16 protein-coding genes and 1 riboswitch are annotated in these 21,103 nt (G+C 71.5%); of the genes, 7 read left to right on the forward strand and 9 right to left on the reverse strand.

The annotated features are described in order from the left end of the window. Positions 1–79 precede the first annotated feature (79 nt). Complete coding sequence (locus ACQP2Y_RS44440) at positions 80–2,827, forward strand: transglycosylase domain-containing protein (RefSeq protein ID WP_433722658.1); 2,748 nt, start codon at positions 80–82, stop codon at positions 2,825–2,827. A 6-nt stretch (positions 2,828–2,833) separates the two neighbouring features. Here the strand turns inward: ACQP2Y_RS44440 and ACQP2Y_RS44445 are convergent, their stop codons facing one another. Next, the gene (locus tag ACQP2Y_RS44445) at positions 2,834–4,174 is read right to left on the reverse strand and encodes an AI-2E family transporter (protein ID WP_433722660.1); all 1,341 of its coding nucleotides are present in this window, start codon (positions 4,172–4,174) and stop codon (positions 2,834–2,836) included. Between the two features lie 116 nt (positions 4,175–4,290). Here ACQP2Y_RS44445 and ACQP2Y_RS44450 point away from each other — a divergent pair, with 116 nt between their 5' ends. Next, positions 4,291–4,587, forward strand: a complete 297-nt coding sequence (locus tag ACQP2Y_RS44450) for a GroES family chaperonin (RefSeq protein WP_433732348.1) — start codon at positions 4,291–4,293, stop codon at positions 4,585–4,587. An 18-nt stretch (positions 4,588–4,605) separates the two neighbouring features. Here ACQP2Y_RS44450 and ACQP2Y_RS44455 read toward each other — a convergent pair whose 3' ends face one another. Beyond that, the gene (locus ACQP2Y_RS44455) at positions 4,606–7,080 is read right to left on the reverse strand and encodes a PrsW family glutamic-type intramembrane protease (protein ID WP_433722662.1); all 2,475 of its coding nucleotides are present in this window, start codon (positions 7,078–7,080) and stop codon (positions 4,606–4,608) included. A gap of 84 nt (positions 7,081–7,164) precedes the next feature. Next, positions 7,165–8,373: an FUSC family protein gene (locus ACQP2Y_RS44460; protein ID WP_433722664.1), complete on the reverse strand. Its 1,209-nt coding sequence runs from the start codon at positions 8,371–8,373 to the stop codon at positions 7,165–7,167. A gap of 31 nt (positions 8,374–8,404) precedes the next feature. On the opposite strand from ACQP2Y_RS44460, the gene ACQP2Y_RS44465 reads away from it, so the two are divergent. Continuing rightward, positions 8,405–9,052: an HD domain-containing protein gene (locus tag ACQP2Y_RS44465; protein ID WP_433722666.1), complete on the forward strand. Its 648-nt coding sequence runs from the start codon at positions 8,405–8,407 to the stop codon at positions 9,050–9,052. On the opposite strand, the gene ACQP2Y_RS44470 is transcribed toward ACQP2Y_RS44465, so the two are convergent. From ACQP2Y_RS44470 to ACQP2Y_RS44480, 3 genes are all read right to left on the reverse strand, one after another. Beyond that, complete coding sequence (locus tag ACQP2Y_RS44470; RefSeq protein WP_433722668.1) at positions 9,036–9,305, reverse strand: DUF4031 domain-containing protein; 270 nt, start codon at positions 9,303–9,305, stop codon at positions 9,036–9,038. The two genes, ACQP2Y_RS44465 and ACQP2Y_RS44470, sit on opposite strands and share 17 nt — an antisense overlap. Then, a complete protein-coding gene (locus tag ACQP2Y_RS44475) occupies positions 9,302–11,101 on the reverse strand; it encodes a glycerol-3-phosphate dehydrogenase/oxidase (protein ID WP_433722670.1) in 1,800 nt (599 codons plus the stop codon). Before ACQP2Y_RS44475 ends, ACQP2Y_RS44470 begins: the two co-directional genes overlap by 4 nt. 148 nt (positions 11,102–11,249) lie before the next feature. Further along, positions 11,250–12,086 (reverse strand): winged helix-turn-helix transcriptional regulator, encoded by an 837-nt coding sequence (locus ACQP2Y_RS44480; protein WP_433722672.1) that lies wholly within the window; start codon positions 12,084–12,086, stop codon positions 11,250–11,252. A gap of 25 nt (positions 12,087–12,111) precedes the next feature. Between ACQP2Y_RS44480 and ACQP2Y_RS44485 the strand changes: the two genes are divergently transcribed. Then, complete coding sequence (locus ACQP2Y_RS44485) at positions 12,112–13,374, forward strand: MFS transporter (protein ID WP_433722674.1); 1,263 nt, start codon at positions 12,112–12,114, stop codon at positions 13,372–13,374. Between the two features lie 11 nt (positions 13,375–13,385). After that, positions 13,386–14,387 carry a GNAT family N-acetyltransferase gene (locus ACQP2Y_RS44490; protein WP_433722676.1) on the forward strand — a complete coding sequence of 334 codons (1,002 nt, stop codon included), beginning with the start codon at positions 13,386–13,388 and terminating at the stop codon, positions 14,385–14,387. A 1,002-nt stretch (positions 14,388–15,389) separates the two neighbouring features. Here ACQP2Y_RS44490 and groL read toward each other — a convergent pair. Next, positions 15,390–17,012, reverse strand: a complete 1,623-nt coding sequence (gene groL / locus ACQP2Y_RS44495; RefSeq protein ID WP_433722678.1) for a chaperonin GroEL — start codon at positions 17,010–17,012, stop codon at positions 15,390–15,392. A 341-nt stretch (positions 17,013–17,353) separates the two neighbouring features. Between groL and ACQP2Y_RS44500 the strand changes: the two genes are divergently transcribed. Both ACQP2Y_RS44500 and ACQP2Y_RS44505 read left to right on the forward strand, forming a co-directional pair. Then, positions 17,354–17,872 (forward strand): N-acetyltransferase family protein, encoded by a 519-nt coding sequence (locus ACQP2Y_RS44500; RefSeq protein ID WP_433722680.1) that lies wholly within the window; start codon positions 17,354–17,356, stop codon positions 17,870–17,872. Then, positions 17,872–18,363, forward strand: coding sequence for a hypothetical protein (locus ACQP2Y_RS44505; protein WP_433722682.1), 492 nt, complete (start codon positions 17,872–17,874; stop codon positions 18,361–18,363). Before ACQP2Y_RS44500 ends, ACQP2Y_RS44505 begins: the two co-directional genes overlap by 1 nt. On the opposite strand, the gene ACQP2Y_RS44510 is transcribed toward ACQP2Y_RS44505, so the two are convergent. Together ACQP2Y_RS44510 and thrC are read right to left on the reverse strand one after the other, a co-directional pair. Continuing rightward, positions 18,302–19,246, reverse strand: coding sequence for a GNAT family N-acetyltransferase (locus ACQP2Y_RS44510; protein ID WP_433722684.1), 945 nt, complete (start codon positions 19,244–19,246; stop codon positions 18,302–18,304). The two genes, ACQP2Y_RS44505 and ACQP2Y_RS44510, sit on opposite strands and share 62 nt — an antisense overlap. Positions 19,247–19,485: 239 nt before the next feature. Next, a complete protein-coding gene (thrC, locus tag ACQP2Y_RS44515) occupies positions 19,486–20,766 on the reverse strand; it encodes a threonine synthase (protein ID WP_433722686.1) in 1,281 nt (426 codons plus the stop codon). Between the two features lie 11 nt (positions 20,767–20,777). Continuing rightward, a riboswitch (SAM riboswitch) is annotated at positions 20,778–20,917 on the reverse strand. Positions 20,918–21,103 lie beyond the last annotated feature (186 nt).

Genomic DNA, 21,103 nt, shown 5'->3' on the forward strand with positions numbered 1-21,103 from the left:
GCAACAAAACAACCGTCTCATCCGTCTACTGGGCAGGTGTTGATCGACACCGCCGTGGACGTCGAAGGGACCCCGCTTCATGACGGACGCCGCCGATCCGAAGCCGATCTCGCATCGCAGGCGTTTCAAACTGCCGCGGTGGGCCCGTCGTCTGGCAGCGGCCGTCGCCGTCGGCGCGGTGGCGATCAGCGCCGGTGCGGCGGGGTACGTGGCGAGCGTCGACCTGCCCCCGGATCCGGTGCCGCCACAGGCTTCCGTCCTGTACTACAGCGACGGTCGCACGGTGCTCACCCGCATCGGCGCCACCGACCGCACCGACGTCGGGCTGAGCCAGGTCCCGGTGCCGGTCCAGCGGGCGTTCCTGGCCGCCGAGGACCGCAGCTTCTACGACCACGTCGGCGTCTCCACCCGCGGAGTGCTGCGTGCACTGTGGGCCAACGTCTTCCACGACAGCGGTCAGGGCGCGTCGACCATCACCCAGCAGTACGTGCGGAACGCCTACCTCACCCAGGACCGCACGGTCAGCCGCAAGGCCAAGGAGTTCGCCCTCGCGTTGAAGGTCGAGCACCGGTTCAGCAAGGACGAGATCCTCCAGCGCTACCTCAACACCATCTACTTCGGCCGCGGCGCGTACGGCATCCAGGCCGCGTCCCACGCCTACTTCGGCACGACGGTCGACCGGCTGACCGGCTCCCAGGGTGCTGTGCTCGCCGCGCTCATCAAGGACCCCACCCGCGGCGACCCGGCCGTCGACGCCGAGTGGGCGCAGACCCGGTGGCGGTGGATCCTGCGGGCCATGACCGAGCAGGGCTGGCTGCCCGCCGGCGAGGCCGACCAGGCAAAGTATCCGGCCGTTGCCAAGGAGTCGGTCACCGCGAACAGCATCGGCGGCGCCGCCGGGCTGATCGCCGACCGGGTCGAGGACGAGCTGGTGCGGGCGGGCATCAGCCGGCAGCAGGTGCGCACCGGCGGCCTGCGGATCACGACCACGGTCGACTTCACTGCCCAGGGCGCGGCCTCCGATGCCATGGCTGCCGCGCTGCGCGGACAGCCCAAGGAGCTGCGGACCGCCCTGGTGGCGGTCGACCCGGCCAGCGGCGGGGTACGCGCCTACTACGGCGGTGACCGTGGCCGCGGCTACTTCGACGACGCGCTCGCCGCCCGCCCGCCGGCCTCGACCATCAAACCGGTCGTCCTGGCCGCCGCCGAGGAACGCGGCATCGGCTTCCAGTCGCTCTACAACGGCAGCTCACCACGCCTGTTCCCGAGCCGGCAGGGCGTGCCGCTCTACAACCAGCGCAACCTGCAGTGCCCGGTCTGCCCGCTCGACCAGGCGATGGTCCACTCGCTCAACACGCCGTTCTACGCGCTGGCCGAACAGATCGGCCCGGACACCATCCGGCGCCTAGCCCACCGGCTGGGCGTGCCGGAGAAGTACGGCAAACAACCGACCATGGTGGACGTCGCCGGCGATCCGGCTCCCGGGCGTACCCGCCCCGACATCGCCCTCGGCCGGTATCCGGTCGCGCCGGCCGACCTGGCCACCGTCTACGCCACCCTGGCGGACGGGGGCCGCCGCCGGGACCGGCACTTCGTCGAATCGGCCATCAACGGCAAGGGCGCGGTGCTGCACCTGTACGCGGCAAAGCCCGAGCGCGTGCTGTCCGGTGCCGTGGCCGCGGACGTGCAGACCGTGCTGTCCAAGGTGGTGGCCAAGGACGGCGAGGTCGCCGGGGTCGACGCGGCCGCCAAGACCGGCTCCCAGCAGTGGGGTGACACCACCGACTCGTCCGACGCGTGGACGGCCGGCTGGGCCCCGGGACTGGCCGCGGTGACGTGGATCGGCCGGGACAAGCCGGGACCCATCCGCGAGAAGAACGGCACTGCCATCAACGGCGACGGCATGCCGTACCGGATCTGGAAGTCTTTCCTGGCCACCGCCCTGCGGGGGCAGCCCGCCCGGGCGGTCAACCGCCCCTCGCACGTGGGCCGGCTGGAAACCACCGACCTGAGGTCGCTCGGCGCCGCCATCAAGGCGCCGGTGGGTGCGGTCTTCCAGGGGCCGCAGCAGGGCGATCAGGTCGACAAGTCCAAGGCGACCGGCTCGTGGCAGCAGCGGGTCGAGCGGCTGACCAAGGTGCTCGACAGCTACGCCGCCACAGTGCCGGAGTTCTCCGTCGCGGTGACCGAACGCCGGACCGGGCGCCGGTTCGACTATCACGGCCAGCGGCAGCAGGAATCGGCCAGCATCATCAAGGCCGAGCTGCTGGCCGCGTTACTGCTCAAGGCCCAGGACGACGGTCGCAAGCTGACCAAGGCCGAGAAGCGCCGGGTGACGAAGATGATCCGGGCCAGCGACAACAACGCGGCCACCAAGGTGTTCGACGCGGTCGGCGGCGCCGACGGCCTGCGCGCGGCGGGTGAGCGACTGGGCCTGACCGGCACCGACCCGGACGAGTCCTGGGGCCTGACCCGCACCACGGCGAACGACCAGCTCAAGGTGCTCGCCGCGGCGTCGGACCCGGACGGCGTCCTGAACGAGGACTCCCGGGAGCTGATGCTCGACCTCATGTCGTCGGTGAACGCGGACCAGAAGTGGGGCGTCAGCGCGGCGGCTCTGCCGGGCGAGCGCGCCGCGCTGAAGAACGGCTGGGTTTCCCGTACGGCCGAGGACAACCGCTGGATCATCAACAGCATGGGCCGGATCACCGGTACGGACACCGACACCGCCGTGACCGTGCTGTCCCACGGCCACACCGACAAGCAGGCCGGCATCGACGTCGTCGAGCACGTGTCCGCGCTGACCCGCAGCTACCTGGGCTGGTGACGAGGCTCAGGGTGCGGTGGTGGTGCCCACGGCCGGCACCACCACAGCGTCCGGCGGCGCCTCCGGGCGTTGGCGGGCCAACCGCCGTACCCCGGTGTTGAGGACCGCGATCAGCGGGACCGCCACCAGGGCGCCGATGATCCCGGCCAGCACCACGCCGCAGGCGATGCCGATGATCACGACCAGGGGATGGATCGCCACCGCGCGGCCCATGATCAGCGGTTGCAGGATGTGGCCCTCGACCTGCTGGACCAGGATCACCGCGCCCAGCACGATCAGAGCGATCACCCAGCCCTGGTCGACCAGCGCGACCAGCGCCGCGACCGCACCCGACACGCTCGCGCCCACGATCGGGATGAACGCGCCCAGGAACACCAGCGCCGCCAGCGGGAACGCGAACTGGACCTTGAGAATGACCAGCGCCAGGCCGATGCCGGCGGCGTCGATGAAAGCCACCAGCACGGTCGCACGCACGTAGGAACCCAGCGTCGACCAGGAGGCGTCACCGGCGTCGGCCAGGCTCCAGCGGGCGTTGACCGGGAAGAGCCGCACCAGGAAACGCCAGATCTTGCGGCCGTCACGCAGGAAGAAGAACGTCGCGAAGAGCACCAGCAGCGTGCCGGTGAGCACCTCGAACAGAGTGGCCGCGGTGGCGAACCCGGTCGCGGTCAGCGACGACGTGTTCGCGTTGATCCAGTTCTGGGCGGAGTCGATGGCCTGGTTGACCTGCTGGTCCGACAGGTGCAGCGGGCCGGTGCGGGCCCACTCCTGGATCTGCCGCACCCCGCTGATGGCCTTGTCGGTGAGCTCACCCACGCCGTCCACGAACTGGTTGACGACCAGCGTCAGGGTGCCCGCGACCGCGGCGATGCCGCAGATCAGCACCAGGAAAGTCGCCAGCGACGGCGGCAGCCGGTACCGGCGCAACCAGCCGACAGCCGGCGACAGCAGCGCCGAGAGCAGCAGGGCGATGGCGAGCGGGATGACGACGATGCTGACGATGCCGATGAAACGCAGCAGCACCCAGCCGACGACCCCGACGATGATGAGCCGCCACGACCAGGCGGCCGCGATCCGCAACGAATGCGGCACCTCGGCATCGTCCCGGCTCGACGTCGACCGATGATCAACCGGCGGATCCGGCGCCGGCAACTCGAACCCGACATCCCGATCGTCCGGTGCCGGATCATGCTCCGTACGCGCCAGCCGGACCGACTCCCGCCCGCTGTCGTACGCACGACGCAGATTCGCCCGGACTCGCTGCAAGCGGCTCAACCGCAGACCCCCTCGTCCGTCGTCACGCCGGTCCCACCGTAGTGCAGACCCGCCCCCGGACCCGGTCACCACCCTCGACCGGCCCTCGACCGGCCCTCGACCGGGCTGAAGGGCGTCGGGATCAGGGCCGGGCGTACCGTCCTGTCGTGAACACCGACACCCGTACCGAGGCCGGGCTGCCCATCCGGATGTTGCACGACCGCGTCCTCGTCCGCCTCGACGGCGGCGACGGCGAACGCCGCTCCAGCGCCGGCATCGTCATCCCGGCCACCGCATCGATGGGCCGCCGCCTGTCCTGGGCCAAAGCCGTCGGCGTGGGCCCGAACGTCCGCTCCATCGTCGTCGGAGACCGGGTCCTGTTCGACCCGGACGACCGCTCGGAGGTGGAGCTGCACGGCAAGGAGTACGTGCTGCTGCGGGAGCGGGACGTGCACGCCGTTGCCGCGACCCGGGTCGAGTCGGACGGCACCGGGCTGTACCTGTAGGTCCGGCGGGCTTGGGGGTCAGTGCTGCCGGGTCTCCGGCGGGTTGGCGTCGCCGGTGGCCGGGTCGTTGGACTGGGTCGGGTGGTGTCCCGGCTGGTCCTGGGCCTCGTGGCCCTCGTGGCCGGGGTGGCGCTGGTCGTGACCCGGGTCCTGGCTTTGTGTCGGGGCCGGGCCGTAGGCCGGTGCGCCTCCCGGCTGCTCGCCATAGCCAGGCTGCTGGCCGTAGCCAGGCTGCTGGCCGTAGCCAGGCTGCTGGCCGTAGGCGGGAGGCTGGCCGTAGGCGGCCTGGCCGTGGTCCGGCTGCTGGCCGTAGCTGGGCTGGCCATAGCCGGGCGGGGGGCCATAACCGGGCTGTGCGTGACCCGGCTGCGAGCCTTGGCTCGGCTGGGCGTGACCCGGCTGCAGGCTGTAGCTCGGCGGGCCATACCCAGGCTGGCCGTGACCGGACTGGCCTTGATCGGATTGCTGGCCGTAGCCAGTCGGCGGGCCATACCCAGGCTGGGCGTAACCCGGGTGCGAGCCGAGGCCGGGCTGGCCCTGTTGCGGGCCGTAGCTGGGCTGGCCGTAACCGGGCTGCGGCCCGTAGCCGTTGCCATCCGGCTGGCCGTAACCAGCGCCGTAACCGGGCTGACCGAAGCCTTGCTGTCCATAGCCGGACTGCGCGGCACCAGGCTGGGTGTACCCGCCTTGACCAGAACCCGGCTGCCCATAGCCACCCGAGCCCGAAGCTGATTGCCCGTAGCCGGGCTGGCTCGGACCAGCCTGGCCATAGCCCGCCGGACCGTAGCCCGGCTGACCGCCCTGACCGGGCCCCCCATAACCCGCCGGACCGAAGCCGGGCCGGCCATAACCGGCCGGCGCGCCGTACCCGGGACCGACCTGACCAGGTCCGCCACCGTAGCCAGGCGCGGCATAACCCGGCGGCATCCCGTACCCGCCGGCCATCACCGGCATCGGAGGCAGCCGCACCGGCACCGGCACCACCGGCTCAGCCGGAGCGTTCACCGTGCGCGTCACCCCGTCCGGGAACGCGATCTGGTAGCTGCTCCCGTTCCAGAACGCCTGCGGCATCTGCGGGTCCCGCCCGACGAACACCGACCGATAGCTCGAGATGGCCGTCAGCAGGCGCTGTTCCTCCTCGAGGGCCCGCTGCTGGTCGTCCGGACCGCCACTGTGCAGACCCCGCTGCATGCCGTCGCGCAACAGCGCCAGCTTTGTCGACGCCGCCTGGAAGCCGCGCATTGCGCGTACCCCGGTGTCGCCGGCGACTCGCTTGGCCCATTGGCGGGCCGAGTGCCGGCGGCCCAGGGAGCCGAGCGTCGCCACCTCCGGCGGGGACAGCCAGCCGGCACTCACGTAGCCGGGCAGGATGCGCTCGCTGAGCCGGCCTTCCCAGCTGCGCAGGGCGATGGCGAAGCCGACCACCAGGAAGAAGAACGGGACCATGAAGCCGAGGTAGCCGTACAGCATGATCAGGGTTTCGCCGGTGGCGACCGACAGGGTCGGCAGCAGGTTGAACGTGCCGTGCAGGATCATCGCGAGCAGCAGGCCCGCGATCGGCGCCAGCCACTTCACCCGGCGGTCCGCGGAGCGGGCGGACAGGCCCAGGCCGATGCCGGTCATCGCGGTGAACAGCGGGTGCGCGAAGCCGGTGAAGATGATCCGCACGATGAAGATCAGGAAGAGGTTCTGGATGCCGGTCGCCGGGCCGTACTGGTCGGCGCCCGACGCGTAGCCGTGGCCGCCCAGGTAGAGCACGTTCTCGACCATGGCGAAGCCGAGCGCGGAAAGGCCACAGTAGACGATGCCGTCGGTGATGCCGGACCATTCGCGGCGGCGGCGCCACAACAGCAGGATCGGGCCGAGGGCCTTCATCGACTCCTCGATGAACGGCGCCACCAGCACCGCCACCAGCGCGTCGGGCAGGCCGATCTTGTCGAATCCCCAGGCAGCCAGCGAGTTGACGCCGATCGCGACCAGCGTGGCCACGGCCGAGCCCCAGGCGAAGCAGAAGATCAGGTAGCGGCTCGGCTCGGGCTCGTACCGGTCCAGCCAGAGGAAGCAGCCGACCAGCACCGGGACCGGCAGGATCGCCGCGCCCAGGCCGATGGCCAGGCCCTTCGGGCCGTTGCTGAAGCCCAGGATGATCAGCATCACGATCGCGCAGATCGCGATGAAGGTGATCACCAGGGTCAGCGGCACCCAGCGCGGAACCCTCGACCGCCGGCGCGGCATCTTGTCCAGGGCAGCGGGATCCGGCACACCGACCGGCGCATCCGGCGCGACAGCGACCGCGCCGGCAGACACATCACCCCCGCCGGAACCAGAACCGACCGAGCCGGAACCAGCGGAATCCAGACCGGCCGAACCGGGACCAGCAGAATCGGGACCGGCCGGGCCGGAGACCGGCGCAGCGGGATCGGGCGCCGGGGAGGCCGGAGCCGCGGAGGTGGGTGCCGGGTCGGGCGACCCGCCGTGAGCTACGTCGGCCATGTCGCCCAGCGTAGCCACCCGGACCGTGCCGGGCAGGCCCGCGGCGGCGGAAAGAGGATCAAGAGCGGAAAAGGGCCGGATATCTCAGGACGGGCCGCGTCCGGAGCCGCCGGGCCGGGACCGGCCGGCGCTCTTGCGGGCGGTACGCCCCCGCGCCTGCCAGCCGACAGCCCGCCGCACCAGCCGGGGTGCTTCCGCGTACTCGATGCCGGTGGCCCGGAGCAGATCCGAGACCGTGGTCCGGACCTGCGCGACGACCACCCCGCCGGAGAAGCCGACGCCCTCGTCGTACGCCCGGCCGGATTCCGCCGCCGCCCGCAGCGCCCGTTCGCGGGTGGCGATCGGCTCGGCGCCCTTGGCCCATTCCTGGCGGAGCAGGTCCACCGCGTCGCCGAGCAGCGTGATCGAGGTCGGCAGGCATTCCGGGATCTGCTCGCCGTCGCCGAGGGCCGTCATCACCCGCCGGGCCAGTACGCGGACATTGCGCAGCGCGTACGTCACGTGGTCCGCGCCCTCGACGTACTGGCTCAGGGCGCCGCGGGCCCGCCAGCGGGCCGGGGCGAAGGCCACGTTCTCGCTCGCCGCGGTCGCGGCCTGGTCGAAGCCGGTGAAGTTCGCCTCGGCGGTACGCAGCTGGTCGAGGGCACCGCCCACCGCGCCGGCGTCCCCGGACTTGAGGCCGTCGGCGATCGCGTGCAGGCCGTCCGCGAGCGCCTGCAGTGCCGGGTCCGCGGCCCGGCGGATCACGGTCAGCGGGTTCAGTGGCAGCAGGACGGTCATGACGGCCAGCCCGACCGCGCCGCCCACGAGCGCGTCGAAGAAACGGGTGTACGGCAGCCCGGTGCTCGGTGTCGTCAACGTCGCGACCAGCACCGCGGACGAGGCGGACTGCACCACCAGGGGCGTACCGCCGCCGACAGCCGCCGCGGCCGTGATCGCCAGGACCACCACCAGGCCGACCTGCCACGGCCCGGTGCCGATCAGCAGGATGATGCCGTCGCCGATGCCGATGCCGATGGCCACCCCGACGACCAGTTCGACGGTGCGCCGGGCGCGCTGGCCGACCGACGAGGCGAGGGTGATGACGGCGGCGATCGGTGCGAAGAACGGGCTGGGCCGGCCGATCACGTCGTGGGCGATGAACCAGGCGATGGCGGCGCCCAGCCCGGCCTGCGCGGCGAGCGGGAAGCCGGCCCGTACCCGGGACCAGCCGGCGCCGATCCCGGACCGGGACCGACCACGCAGCTCGGCGAGAACCGCGGCCAGCCCCCGCTGCGCCTCCACCTCCGTCATGGTGCATGACCCTAACCGCAGGCGTGTCAGGATGACCGTCGTGACAAATCTTGTGCAGCGGTGGGTTGCGGCCGCCCGGGGTGCCGGGGCGACCGCCGGCGACGCGGATCTCGGCGCGGCCGGCGAGTATCTGCTGACCCGCTGGTCGGAGCCGCAGCGGCAGTACCACACCGTGGCGCACCTGACCGCGGTCCTCGACGTCATCGACCGGTACGCCGAGCTGGCGCCGGGCGCGGACCGGGTGCGGCTCGCGGCCTGGCTGCACGACGCGGTCTACGACCCGCGGGCGCTCGGCGACGCCAACGAGCGGGACAGCGCCGAGTTCGCGGCCGGGCTGCTGGCCACGCTGGGTGCGCCGGATGAGGTGGCGGCGGAGGTGGCCCGGCTGGTGGGGCTGACCGCCGGGCATGCCACCAAGGACGACGATCCCGACGGCGAGCTGCTCTGCGACGCGGACCTCGCCATCCTGGCGAGTGACTCGGACGCGTACGCGGCGTACACGGCCGCCATCCGCCGGGAGTACGCGCACGTGCCGGACGACGCCTTCCGCGGCGGCCGGACCCAGGTGTTGAAGGCCCTGCTGGAGCTGCCGTCGATCTACCGGCACGCACCGTTGCGGTCGGCGTGGGAGGACAGGGCCCGGGCCAACCTGGAGGCCGAGCTCAAGACCCTGAGCTGAGGTGCTTGGGCCGGCGCAGACCGGCCGCGCGCAGCCGGGCGGAGACCTCCCGGGAGCGGACCAGCGTGGCGCCGAGCCACAACGCCATCGGGAAGCGGACGTCCGGGATGTCGTAGTGGTCACGGTCGAACGCGCGCCGGGGTGCGCCCAGCATCTCCGCGAAGGCGTGCAGCTCCTCGTACGAGATGTCGCTGACCAGGTGCGACCAGAGCCGGCCGCGGGCCGGCCAGCGCGGCTCGTCGACGAGGATCAAAGTTCCACTTCGAGCAGGTCGGTGCCGCGGTCGGCGGCGTAGCCCCGCACGTCGGGCACGCCGAGCCGGGCGGCGTCGGCGGTGAGGTCGTCGGGCATCTTCTGCGACTGCCGCTCGGCCTCGACCCGGGCCAGGTAGTGCTCGATCTCCCGGGAGCGCACGGCGGCGTCCCAGCCGAGCGCGTCGCCCATCACCGCGGCAGCGTGGGCAGCGGTGTCGGCGCCGCGGTGCGGGGTCTCGAACGAGATCCGGGTGCGGCGGGTGAGCACGTCGTCGAGGTGCAGGGCGCCCTCGGCCTGGGCCGCGTACGCGACCTCGGCGGCGAGGTATTCCGGGGCGCCGGCGAGCGGGGTGGCCAGCGCGGGGTCGGCCTCGATCATCGCGAGCAGGTGGACGGTGAGGGTCCCGTACCGTTCCAGCAGGTGCTCGATCACCCCGGCGGTGACGCCGTGCCGGCGGGCGATGTCGAGCCGGTCCCGCCAGGCGGCGGCGAAGCCGTCGGCGCCGAGCAGCGGAAGCTGATCGGTCCGCGAGGGCTGCGCCGAACCGCCGAGCCGGCGCACGGCCCGGTCGATGACGTCGGCGGCCATGACCCGGTACGTGGTGTATTTGCCGCCGGCGACGAGCAGCAGGCCCAGCATCGGCTCGACCACGGCATGCTCGCGGGACAGCTTCGAGGTGGAGTCGGCCTCGCCGGAGAGCAGGGGCCGCAGCCCGGCGTAGACGCCCTCGATGTCGTCGGCGGTGAGCGGCCGGTCCAGCACGGTGTTGACCTGGTCGAGCAGGTAGCGGATGTCCCGGGCGGACGCGGCCGGGTGCGAACGGTCCAGCTCCCAGTCGGTGTCGGTGGTCCCGATGATCCAGTGCCCGCCCCACGGGATGACGAAGAGCACCGAGGTCGGCGTGCGCAGGATCAGCCCGGCCTCGCCGGTGATGGCCGACCGCGGCACGACCAGGTGGACGCCCTTGGAAGCGCGCACCCGCAGACCGGGCCGGACGCCGACATCGCGCAGCATCCGGGACATGTCGTCGCTCCACACGCCGGTGGCGGCGACAACAGTGCGGGCCCGTACCTCGAACTCCGGCGAGTCGGGCGACTCCAGATCCCGCACCTTGACCCCGACGACCTCGCGCGCCTCGCGCAGGAACCCGGTGACCCGGGCGCTGGTGACCACGGCGGCGCCGAGGCTGGCGGCGGTGCGGGCCAGGTTGACCACCAGGCGGGCGTCGTCGACCTGGCCGTCGAAGTACCGGATCGCCCCGGTGATCTTGTCAGCGCGCAGGCTGGGGAAGAGATGCCGGGCGCCGTCGCGGGTCAGATGCCGGTGCAGGGGCATGCCGCGTCCGCTGCCGAAAACCCCGGCGAAGACGTCGTAGGCCGCGACCCCGAGGCCGTAGTAGGCCCGCTGCCAGACCCGGGCCGCCGGCGAGGCGGCCGGCAGCGGCACCAGGATCGGCACGGGCCGCACCAGGTGCGGGGCGAGCCGGCTGGTCAGCAGCCCCCGCTCGGTGAGCGCCTCGTGCACCAGGTGCAGCTCGAGCTGCTCCAGATAGCGCAGGCCGCCGTGGATGAGCTTGCTGGACCGGCTGGAGGTGCCGGCGGCCAGGTCACGGGCCTCGACGAGGGCGACACTCAGGCCGCGCGAGGCGGCGTCCAGGGCCGCGCCGGCACCGGTGACCCCGCCGCCGATGACGAGCACATCGAACTGCTCGTCCCGCAACCGCCGCAGGTCTGCGGTGCGGCGGATGGGCGAGAGCCGCCCGGCGGCATAGCGGGAGACGGAAGGAGAGCGCACAACCCCCACGGTAGCGCTGCCGGGTGTCCCCCCGGCGGGTGAAAAGAGATTGGCAAGATCAAATTCGGACGATCAAGACTTCAGGTCGTAGGTCCGTGCGGATAACTGACCGTCGCTCCCGCCGATTGCGAGCTGCGTGCTCGCAAGATCAACTGCGGGCCCGGACCGCGCTCAGCATCTCGGTGACCGAGGCGGCCGGGTCGGTGATCGGGAACTGGACCCTGCGGATCGTCGCCGTCGGGTCGGCCAGCAGGGTCAGGCGCTTGAAGCGCTCCTCACCCGACGCCCGGAAGGTGGGCAGGCGCAAGCTCGCGGCCAGCTTGACGTCCTGGTCCGACAGCAGCGGGAACGGCAGCTGGGCGTGGGTGGCGAAGGCTTCCAGCTGGTCCGGGCGCTGGGTGCTGATGCCACGGATCTCGGCTCCCGCCGCGATGAAGTCGGCCGCTCTGGCCGCGTACGTCATGGACTCGAGGGTGCAGCCGGCCGCGCCCGGGATCTCGCCCCAGCCGGGCGGATAGCCCGGGGTGTCCGGCGCGAAGGCGCCGGGGAAGAAGTAGAGGACCGTCCAGGTCTCCAGGCGCAAAGCCGGGATCCGCCGGCCGATCAGGCCGTGCACGCGGCTCGCTTCCGCCGAGGTCGGCGCCGCCGTCGCGGTGAGTGAGCCGTCACCGAGCACGTGCCGGTCGCCCCACTCCTGGAGAGCGATCAGCACCGGCAGCAGGCCCTCGCCCTTGGGCGTGAGCAGGTAGTCGTGGCGAGGGGGGTGCTCCGAATACGGCTCCCGGCGCAGCACTCCGTGCTCGACCAGCGCGGCCAGGCGTTCGGTCAGGGCGCGCCGGCTGACCCCCAGCGAGCGCTGCAAGGCCTCGAACCTGGTCACACCGCCCGCGATGTCACGGACCACCAGAAACGTCCACCAGTCCGTGAGCACGCCGAGGGCCTGCTCGATGCCGCAGTCGGCATCAACGAGTTCGACCCTGCGCACGTCCTCCACTATAGTCCGTTCCAGAATGGAACTTACTCGAACGGGGGCGGGGACCGTGAGCGTGTTCTGGCGGTGGTGGACGGCCGGCACCAGCAGTGATCTGGGCTCGGCCGTCGGCGGGGTGGCCCTGCCGCTGACCGCGCTCGCGGTCCTCGACGCGACCCCGTTCGAGATGGGCCTGATCGCCGCAGCCGGTTATGTGGCTTGGCTGGTGATCGGGCTGCCCGCCGGGGTCATCGTGCAGCGGCTACCGCTGCGCGGCACCCAGGTCGGGGCGGATCTGGTCCGCGCGCTCGCAGTCGCCTCCATCCCGGCGGCCTGGTGGCTGGGCGTGCTCACCGTCGCCCAGCTGGTCGTCGTCGCCCTGGTCCTCAGCTTCGCCCACGTCGTCTTCTTCGTCGCCAACACCACGTTTCTGCCCGAGATCGTCAGCCGCGACCAGCTCCAGTCGCGCAACAGCCTCACCTCCGGCACCCACGCCACCACCCAGCTGGCCGGGCCGTCGCTCGGCGGCCTCGCGGTGCAGTTCCTCGGCGCGGTGCCGACGCTGCTGATCGACGCGATCAGCTATCTCGTGTCGGCGGCGCTGCTGCGCACCCTGCCGGCCCGGCGGGGGCACCGCCCGGACCGGCCCACCCCGATGGGCGCGATGATCCGCGAGGGCTGGGCGTACGTGACGAGGCACCCGATGATGGGCCCGGCCATGTGGTCGGCCACCGCGTCGAACTTCGTCAACGGCGCCTACCTCGCGCTCTTCCCGCTCTACCTGGTCCGCGAACTGCACGCCCCGGTCGCGGTCGTCGGCCTGCTGCTCGCCGTCGACGGCGTGGGCACCCTGATCGGCGCGGCGCTGACGACCCGGGCCACCAACGCTCTCGGCACCGCCCGGGGACTGATCATTCTGGGCTTCGTGGAGGCCGCTGCCGCCTTCGTCATTCCGGCCGGCGCCGGCTGGGCGGCGTACCTGGGCTTCACCGCGGGCGTGCTCGTCTTCGCCGCCACCGGGTGCGTCTTCAGCGTGACCACGCGCACGTACCGGCAGATCGCGAGCCCGCCGGAGCTGCTGTCCCGGGTGATGGCGACGGTCCGGTTCGTCTCCTGGGGCGCCATCCCGGTCGGCGGGCTGGTGGCGGGTGCGCTGGCCGGGCCGCTCGGCGCCCGGACCACCTTGCTGATCGTCGCGGTGGCCGCGGTGGCTGCGCCACTCGCGCTGGTGTTCTCCCCCGTACGCGGGCGCCGGGACCTGATCGAGCCGACCACGCCGGAGCGGGAGGCGGTCGTTGGGTAGGTTCGGCGGTTGTGGACAGCGAGTTCTGGATCTCCGAACTGACCGACGACGACGTACCCGCCGTGGTGGCGCTCTGCCGGAGCGCCCTGGACCTGCCCGAGGACGCCGCCGAGGCCGCGGAGATCGTGCTGCGCCTGCGCGAAACCACCGGCACTGATGGTTGGTCGGCCACTCCCCGCAGAATCACCGGCTTCATCGCCCTGCGCTCAGCCGGCGCGGGCGCCGCCGCTCTTTCCGGGGAGCCGGTGTCGGTGACCGGCGGCCGGGTGATCGGGGTGGTGCTGGGCTCGGTGTCACACCGGGACCGCTCGATCGGCCACGTCGACCTGATCGCCGTGGACCCGGAGGAACGCCGCCGCGGCGTGGCCCGGGCCCTGGTGTCCCGGATCGAGGGCGCCCTGGCCGGCCTGGGCGCGGGCGACGTCGTCATCGCCGGCAACGCCCCGTACTACGCCTGGCCAGGCATCGACGTGCGCTACACCCCGGCAATCTGCGCGGCGATGGCCTTCGGCTTCGAACAGGACCAGCCCGCCTGGAACATGACCGTGGACCTGACAACGGAAGCCTCCGGAGCCGCACCGGGAGCAACGGCCGAGGACGAGGCCCTGCTGGCCGGCGAAGGCATCACCATCCGCCGGGCGGGTGCCGAGGACGTCCCGGCCCTGGTCCGCTTCACCCTGGCTAACTTCGGCGAAGGCTGGGCCGGCGAAATCACCCACTCGGTAGGCCGTGACCAGGCCGGCTGCCACCTGGCCCTGGCCAAGGACGGGGCAATCCTGGGCTTCGCCGCCTACGGCTCGTCCCGCCCATCCTGGTTCGGCCCGATGGGCACCGCACCGGCCGCCCGCGGCTCGGGAATCGGCGCCCTGCTGCTCCGCCGCTGCCTCGCCGACCAACGAGCCGCCGGCCACAACCAAGCCCAGATCGGCTGGGTCGGCCCCCTCCCGTTCTACGCGAAAGCAGTAGCCGCCCGAGTAGAACGCGTCTTCCTCCTCTACCGCAAACAGCTCTGAAGCAGCTGCCAGGCCAGCCACCCCCCACCGGCGACCCCGCGGTGCACGCCCCCGCGAACGAAGCAGCTCCTAAGCAAAATGGCGGCGCAAGACGGACCGTCGTGCAGACAAGCGTCGCGCGGCCGGGTGGCTGGCGAGGCGGGACCCGCATAGGCAGCTTGACGCGCAGATAAGCAGCCGTGCGAGCCGAGAGGGTCTGGCGGGCCGGAGGGCCCGCGGAGCGGAAGGGCCCCGCAAAGCGGAAGGCCGCGCGAGGTGAACTGTCGCGTTGACAAGCAGCCGAGCAAGGCGGGAAGCCACTCGATGCGGGCAGGCCACCCAAGGCGGAGGCTGGCCCAAGGCGGTCTGTCGTGCAGACAAGCGGCCGCGCGAGGCGAGGGGTCCGACGAGACGGAACGCCCGCCAAGCCGAAGGGCCCCCGCAAGACGGCAGCCAACACCAGGTGAGCGGAGGCCGCCCAAGGACGGCCAGTCGTGCACACAAGCAGCCGCGTGAAGCAAGGAATCCGACGAGACGGAACGCCCGCCAAGCCGAAGGGCCCCCGCAAGACGGCAGCCAACACCAGGTGAGCGGAGGCCGCCCAAGGACGGCCAGTCGTGCACACAAGCAGCCGCGTGAAGCAAGGAATCCGACGAGACGGAACGCCCGCCAAGCCGAAGGGCCCCGCAAAGCGGAAGGGCCACACGAGCCGAACCGTCGCGTTGACAAGCAGCCGCACAAGGCGGGAGGCCGCACGAAGCGGAAGGCGGACGGTCGCAAAGGCGGACCGTCGTGCAACCAGCAGCGGCGCCAACGTGAGGTCTCACTAGCGAAGATCCCGCGGAGTGGAAGGCCGCGCGAAGCAGCAAGCCGGACCACAACGGGCTTGGGGGCGGGGGATGACCCACGCAGATATCAAGCTTGACGGGCTGCGTGGGTCATCCCCCGCCCCCAAGCCCCACCACGCACACAGCAAAGGGCGGGCCGCAAAGCGACCCGCCCCTGCAAACAAAAGCGAAGGACTTAGAAGTCCATGTCCCCGCCACCCGGAGCACCGGCCGGAGCCGGGTTCTTCTCCGGCTTGTCAGCCACAACAGCCTCAGTCGTGAGGAACAGCGCAGCGATCGACGCGGCGTTCTGCAGCGCCGAGCGGGTGACCTTGGCCGGGTCGATGATGCCCGCGGCCAGCAGGTCGACGTACTCGCCGCTCGCGGCGTTCAGGCCCCAACCCGCTTCGAGGTTGCGGACCTTCTCCACCACGACGCCGCCCTCGAGGCCGGCGTTGACGGCGATCTGGCGCAGCGGGGCGTCCAGCGCGACCTTGACGATGTTCGCACCGGTGGCCTCGTCGCCCACCAGGTCGAGCTTGTCGAACGCGGACTTGCCGGCCTGCACGAGCGCGACGCCACCGCCGGGGACGATGCCCTCTTCGACGGCCGCCTTCGCGTTGCGGACGGCGTCCTCGATGCGGTGCTTGCGCTCCTTGAGCTCGACCTCGGTGGCCGCGCCGACCTTGATGACCGCGACGCCGCCGGCCAGCTTGGCCAGGCGCTCCTGCAGCTTCTCGCGGTCGTAGTCGGAGTCCGACTTCTCGATCTCGGCGCGGATCTGGTTGACCCGGCCCTGGATCTGCTCGGCATTGCCGGCACCGTCGACGATGGTCGTCTCGTCCTTGGTGATGACCACCTTGCGGGCCTGGCCCAGCAGGCTCAGGTCGGCGGCGTCGAGCTTGAGGCCGACCTCTTCGCTGATGACCGTGCCACCGGTGAGGATGGCGATGTCGTCGAGCATGGCCTTGCGGCGGTCACCGAAGCCCGGGGCCTTGACGGCGACGGACTTGAAGGTGCCACGGACCTTGTTGACGACCAGGGTGGCCAGGGCCTCGCCCTCGACGTCCTCGGCGATGATGATGAGCGGCTTGCCGCCCTGCATGACCTTCTCGAGGACGGGGAGCAGGTCCTTGACCGCGGAGATCTTGCTGTTCGCGATGAGGATGTACGGGTCGTCGAAGACGGCCTCCATGCGCTCGGCGTCGGTCATGAAGTACGCCGAGATGTAGCCCTTGTCGAAGCGCATGCCCTCGGTGAGCTCCAGCTCGAGCCCGAAGGTGTTGCTCTCCTCGACGGTGATGACGCCTTCCTTGCCGACCTTGTCCATGGCCTCGGCGATGATCTCGCCGACCGTGGAGTCACCGGCGGAGATGGAGGCGGTGGAGGCGATCTGCTCCTTGGTCTCCACGTCCTTGGCGAGCTTGCTCAGCTCGTCGGAGACAGCCGTGACGGCCGCCTCGATGCCCCGCTTGAGGGCCATCGGGTTGGCGCCGGCCGCGACGTTGCGCAGGCCCTCGCGAACCAGGGCCTGGGCCAGGACGGTCGCCGTCGTCGTGCCGTCGCCGGCCACGTCGTCGGTCTTCTTGGCGACCTCCTTGACCAGCTCGGCGCCGATCTTCTCGAAGGTGCCCTCGAGCTCGATCTCCTTGGCGATCGACACACCATCGTTGGTGATGGTGGGAGCGCCCCACTTCTTCTCGAGCACGACGTTGCGGCCCTTGGGGCCGAGCGTCACCTTGACGGCGTCGGCGAGCTGGTTCATACCACTCTCGAGGCCGCGACGAGCTTCCTCGTCAAATGCGATGATCTTGGCCATACGGCTTTGTCCTCCTGGACATTCGCGGCGCCGGGCCGGTCCGGCCCGCTTTCCGCACGTTGAGAACCATGCGGACGTCACCACCTGGCGATGTGACGTCCTCAGGCCGAGCCGGATAGCCCGCGACGACCGGTCCCGTGCCCCGGCACCGATGGCGGTGCCGCAGCCGTGACCCCACCGTCCCGACCTGCTGGCACTCACATGGCGCGAGTGCCAATCACTTGTTTAGCACTCTGCTGGGGCGAGTGCAAGCAGAACGGACCGCCCGCACGGGTGCCCGCGGCGGTCGTTTATCGGCGTCCGACTTGCCCCCACCTGGGCGACGAGGTAGGCAGAGCAGCATGACCAGCACTGTCGCGCCCACCATGACCGTGCACCGGGTCACTCCCGCGGACGCCGGCCGGATGCGCGCGCTGCGGCTGGAGATGCTGGCTGACAGCCCGCTCGCCTTCCTGGAGACCCTGGCCCAGGCCGCGGCCCGGCCGCACGCCGACTACCGGCGCCGGATCGCGCAGGCGTCGACCGGCGGCCAGCTGGCCCAGTTCGTGGCCGATCCCGGGGGCCGGCTGATCGGTCACGCGGGCGGCACGGTGCTGCCGGAGGATCCGCGTGCGACGGTCGTCTTCGCGGTCTACATCACACCGGCCCAGCGCGGCCGGGGCGTGCTGCGCGAGCTGGTCGAGGCGGTGGCCGAGTGGTCGGTGGCGATGGGTCGCGGTGAGCTGATGCTCGAGGTCGTGGTCGGCAACGACCGGGCGGTCCGGGCGTACGAGCGCCTGGGCTTCGAGGACACCGGCGTACGGGTGCCGCACCCGATCGTCCCGGGTCTGCTGGAGTTGCAGATGCGCCGGCGGGCCTGATGGGCGCCGGGTGGCCTCTGGCCCGCACGGTGCTGACCGCCGTGAACGGCACCACGCTGGTCGGCCTGGGCATCGCCGCACTGACGGGCACCAAGGTGCGCCGCGGCCCCGGCGGCATCCTGATCGCGGAGGGCTACTGCCGCAAGGCGCCCCCGGCGACCTGCTTCACCATCGGCTCGGTGATCATCACCCGGCGTACGGCGGAGTGGCTGCTGGACGAGAGCCGCGCCGCGCTGCTGGCCCACGAGAGCCGGCACGCCGGGCAGTACGCGGTGCTGGGCCCGCTGTTCTGGCCGGCGTACTGGCTGTCCTGCGGCTACTCGTGGACGATGACCGGCACCTACGGCACGCGTAACGCCTTCGAGCGGCATGCGGGCCTGGAGCACGGCGGCTACCGGGTGGCCCCGCTGCGGCCGGGGCTGCGCCGGTTCAGACGGTCAGCTGCCACTGGGTCCAGCGATCCACCGGCCGGAAGCCCATCGCCTGGTTGATCCGGAGCATGTGCTCGTTCTCCTCGGCGTTGGAGGTGTCGATCGCCCGCAGGCCGGGGCGGGCCGTACGCGCGTACCGCAGGTTGTGGTTCTTGATCGTCAGCCCGAGGCCGTGCCCGCGGTGGTCCGGGTCGACGATGGTGATGTTCTGCCAGGCGTGCCAGTCGGTGTCGTTCTCGCTCGCGATCATCGTCCAGGCGACGAGGCGTCCGCTCTCCTCGTGCACGGCGCCGGTGTGGAACGTCGTACGCCTCCGGATGCGCAGGGTCTCCTCGGCCGCACGGACCCGGGCGGCGTCCACTTTCTCGGATTCCACGGCCAGTTCACCGGTGGGCGCGTCCTCGTTGAGGCGGCTGTCCAGGTAGCCGATGTCGTCCAGCAGTTCCTCGGGCGCCTGGTCCGTCCATCGGACGAGCCGGTAGCCGGCCGCCGTGGGGCTGTCGTCGGGCAAGGGGCCTTTGATGTCCAGCCGGCTGCGGATCTCCACCAGGGCCGGGATCGCGCCTGCGGCTCGCGCGAAGGCGTCGGCGTTCACGGCCTCACTGATCAGGTGCCGGCGGCCGAGCTCCGTCGCGCGGCGCACCGCGTGGGAGAGCAGGGCCCGGCCGGTGCCCCGGCGGCGGTGGTCCGGGTGGACGAACAGCTCGACGATGACGTTGGCCAGGTTGTCGAGCTGCGGCAGGTACAGCTCGAGGTGGCCGGCGGGGGTCCCGTCGTGGACGGCGAGGTACTGCTCCGCCTGGTTGCCCGGCCACGGGTGCCGCAGCCGGGTGCAATAGGTCTCGAAGGAGCTGAACGGGATGTCGGGGGCGTCCGCTTCGGCGGCGGCCCGGTCGATCTCGTAGGCCGCCCGCTCGTCGGTGAGGGGAACTATCCGCAGCATCCCGACAGCCTGCGCCGCCGGCCATCTGACCGCGACTGAGATTTGGTCGGGAGGACGCGCGCACAGCGCCTCCGGCACTGGGTCGTTGGGCCCCCAGGAGATTGTCGCCAAGCTCGAAGGTGGGGCCACGTACGGCGTCGCGTCCTCCCGCGTAGAGCATCCTGCCGAGCCGGCGACCCCCGCGCAAGTCCTCGCGGGTAGGAATTCTCGACGTTAGGCAGAGTGCTGACTACCGTGTGTCACCCGAGCAGGCCGGCATCCCGGGCGCCGCGGAGGGACGGCTTGATCCGGTGGGTGGGTCCGACCTGGCCCGCGACGGCGTCCAGGGTCTTGAGGCCCTCGCCGGTGTTGTAGACGACGGTCTCCTTGTCCGGGTCGAGCTTGCCGCTGGCCACCAGCTTCTTGAGCACGGCCACGGTCACCCCGCCGGCGGTCTCGGCGAACACGCCGGTCGTGCGGGCGAGCAGCTGGATGGCGTCGCGGATCTCGTCGTCGTCGGCGTAGTCCATCCAGCCCCCGGTGCGGGTCACGGCCTCGATGGCGTACGCGCCGGCGGCCGGGTCACCGATGTTCAGCGACTTGGCGATGCCGGTCGGCTTGACCGGGATGATCTGGTCGGTGCCGTTGTGCAGCGCGGTGGCGATCGGGTTGCAGCCGGCCGACTGGGCGCCGAAGACGGTCCAGCCGCCCTCGGGGGCCTCGACCAGGCCGATCTCCACCAGCTCGGTGAACGCCTTGTCGATCTTGGTGAGCAGCTCGCCGCTGGCCATCGGCACGACCACCTGGGCCGGGATCCGCCAGCCGAGCTGCTCGGCCACTTCGTAACCCAGAGTCTTCGAACCCTCGGCGTAGAACGGGCGCACGTTCACGTTGACGAAGGCGGTGTCCTCGAACTCGTCGGTCTCGACCAGCTCGCCGCAGAGCCGGTTGACGTCGTCGTAGGAGCCGTCGATGGCGACCAGCTCGCCGCCGTACACCGCGGTGGTGATGACCTTGCCCTGCTCCAGGTCGCCCGGGATGAAGACGATCGAGGGCACCCCGGCCCGGGCGGCGTGCGCGGCCACGGAGTTGGCCAGGTTGCCGGTGGAGGCGCAGGCGAAGCGGGTGAAGCCGAGCTCGCGGGCGGCGGTGAGGGCCACCGAGACGACCCGGTCCTTGAAGGAGTGGGTCGGGTTGGCCGAGTCGTCCTTGACCCACAGCGGGGCCCGCAGGCCGACCTCGGCGGCCAGCGCGGCGGCGCTGACCAGCGGGGTCAGGCCGGGGTTCAGGGTGACGCGGGTGGCCGGGTCCTGGCCGGTGGGCAGCAGGGCGGCGTAGCGCCAGATGTTGTGCGGGCCGGCTTCGATCTGCTCGCGGGTGACCGCGGCCAGCGCGGCGGCGTCGTACGCGACCTCGAGGGGACCGAAACACTCATAACAGGCGTGCTGCGCGGCCAGCGGGAACTCGGCGCCGCAACCACGGCACACGAGGGCACGGGCGGGGCTGGTGGACTGGCGGGGGGCGTCGACGGTGGACGTCACAATGAGGCTCCTTCTCATCTTTCCCCCGGCGTCGGTGGACGCGCGTGGGGACGGAATTAGCACCTGCCACACGCTGGGCCTCGCCATCGAGACATGTGTGGTGGTTGCCGGGGCGTCATCGGGCCGTTCCCTCAGCCCCTCTGGATGAGGTATTCAGTTGTGTCCCTCACCTTACGGCGTGGGCGGCCAAAGCGCTGCCAAGCATCCCGAGGTGTGAGCTTCAGCTCCCGGGCACGCAGCCCGTTGATCGATACACATCAATCGATTCACAGCAATCTCTGAGGTTGGAACGCGCTCTCCGGCCCTACTGTCCATTGAAAGTTATGGATTTGTTGGC

The organism is Actinoplanes sp. CA-051413 (genome assembly GCF_050955795.1).
Taxonomy (GTDB): Bacteria; Actinomycetota; Actinomycetes; order Mycobacteriales; family Micromonosporaceae; genus Actinoplanes.

Coding starts and splice junctions, on each gene's coding strand:
- ACQP2Y_RS44505 (WP_433722682.1), top strand. CDS start 17,872: ATGGGCGCCGGGTGGCCTCTGGCCCGCACGGTGCTGACCGCCGTGAAC.
- ACQP2Y_RS44510 (WP_433722684.1), bottom strand. CDS start 19,246: ATGCTGCGGATAGTTCCCCTCACCGACGAGCGGGCGGCCTACGAGATC.
- ACQP2Y_RS44500 (WP_433722680.1), top strand. CDS start 17,354: ATGACCAGCACTGTCGCGCCCACCATGACCGTGCACCGGGTCACTCCC.
- ACQP2Y_RS44460 (WP_433722664.1), bottom strand. CDS start 8,373: ATGACGGAGGTGGAGGCGCAGCGGGGGCTGGCCGCGGTTCTCGCCGAG.
- ACQP2Y_RS44450 (WP_433732348.1), top strand. CDS start 4,291: ATGTTGCACGACCGCGTCCTCGTCCGCCTCGACGGCGGCGACGGCGAA.
- ACQP2Y_RS44440 (WP_433722658.1), top strand. CDS start 80: ATGACGGACGCCGCCGATCCGAAGCCGATCTCGCATCGCAGGCGTTTC.
- ACQP2Y_RS44455 (WP_433722662.1), bottom strand. CDS start 7,080: ATGGCCGACGTAGCTCACGGCGGGTCGCCCGACCCGGCACCCACCTCC.
- ACQP2Y_RS44485 (WP_433722674.1), top strand. CDS start 12,112: ATGGAACTTACTCGAACGGGGGCGGGGACCGTGAGCGTGTTCTGGCGG.
- ACQP2Y_RS44465 (WP_433722666.1), top strand. CDS start 8,405: ATGACCGTCGTGACAAATCTTGTGCAGCGGTGGGTTGCGGCCGCCCGG.
- groL (WP_433722678.1), bottom strand. CDS start 17,012: ATGGCCAAGATCATCGCATTTGACGAGGAAGCTCGTCGCGGCCTCGAG.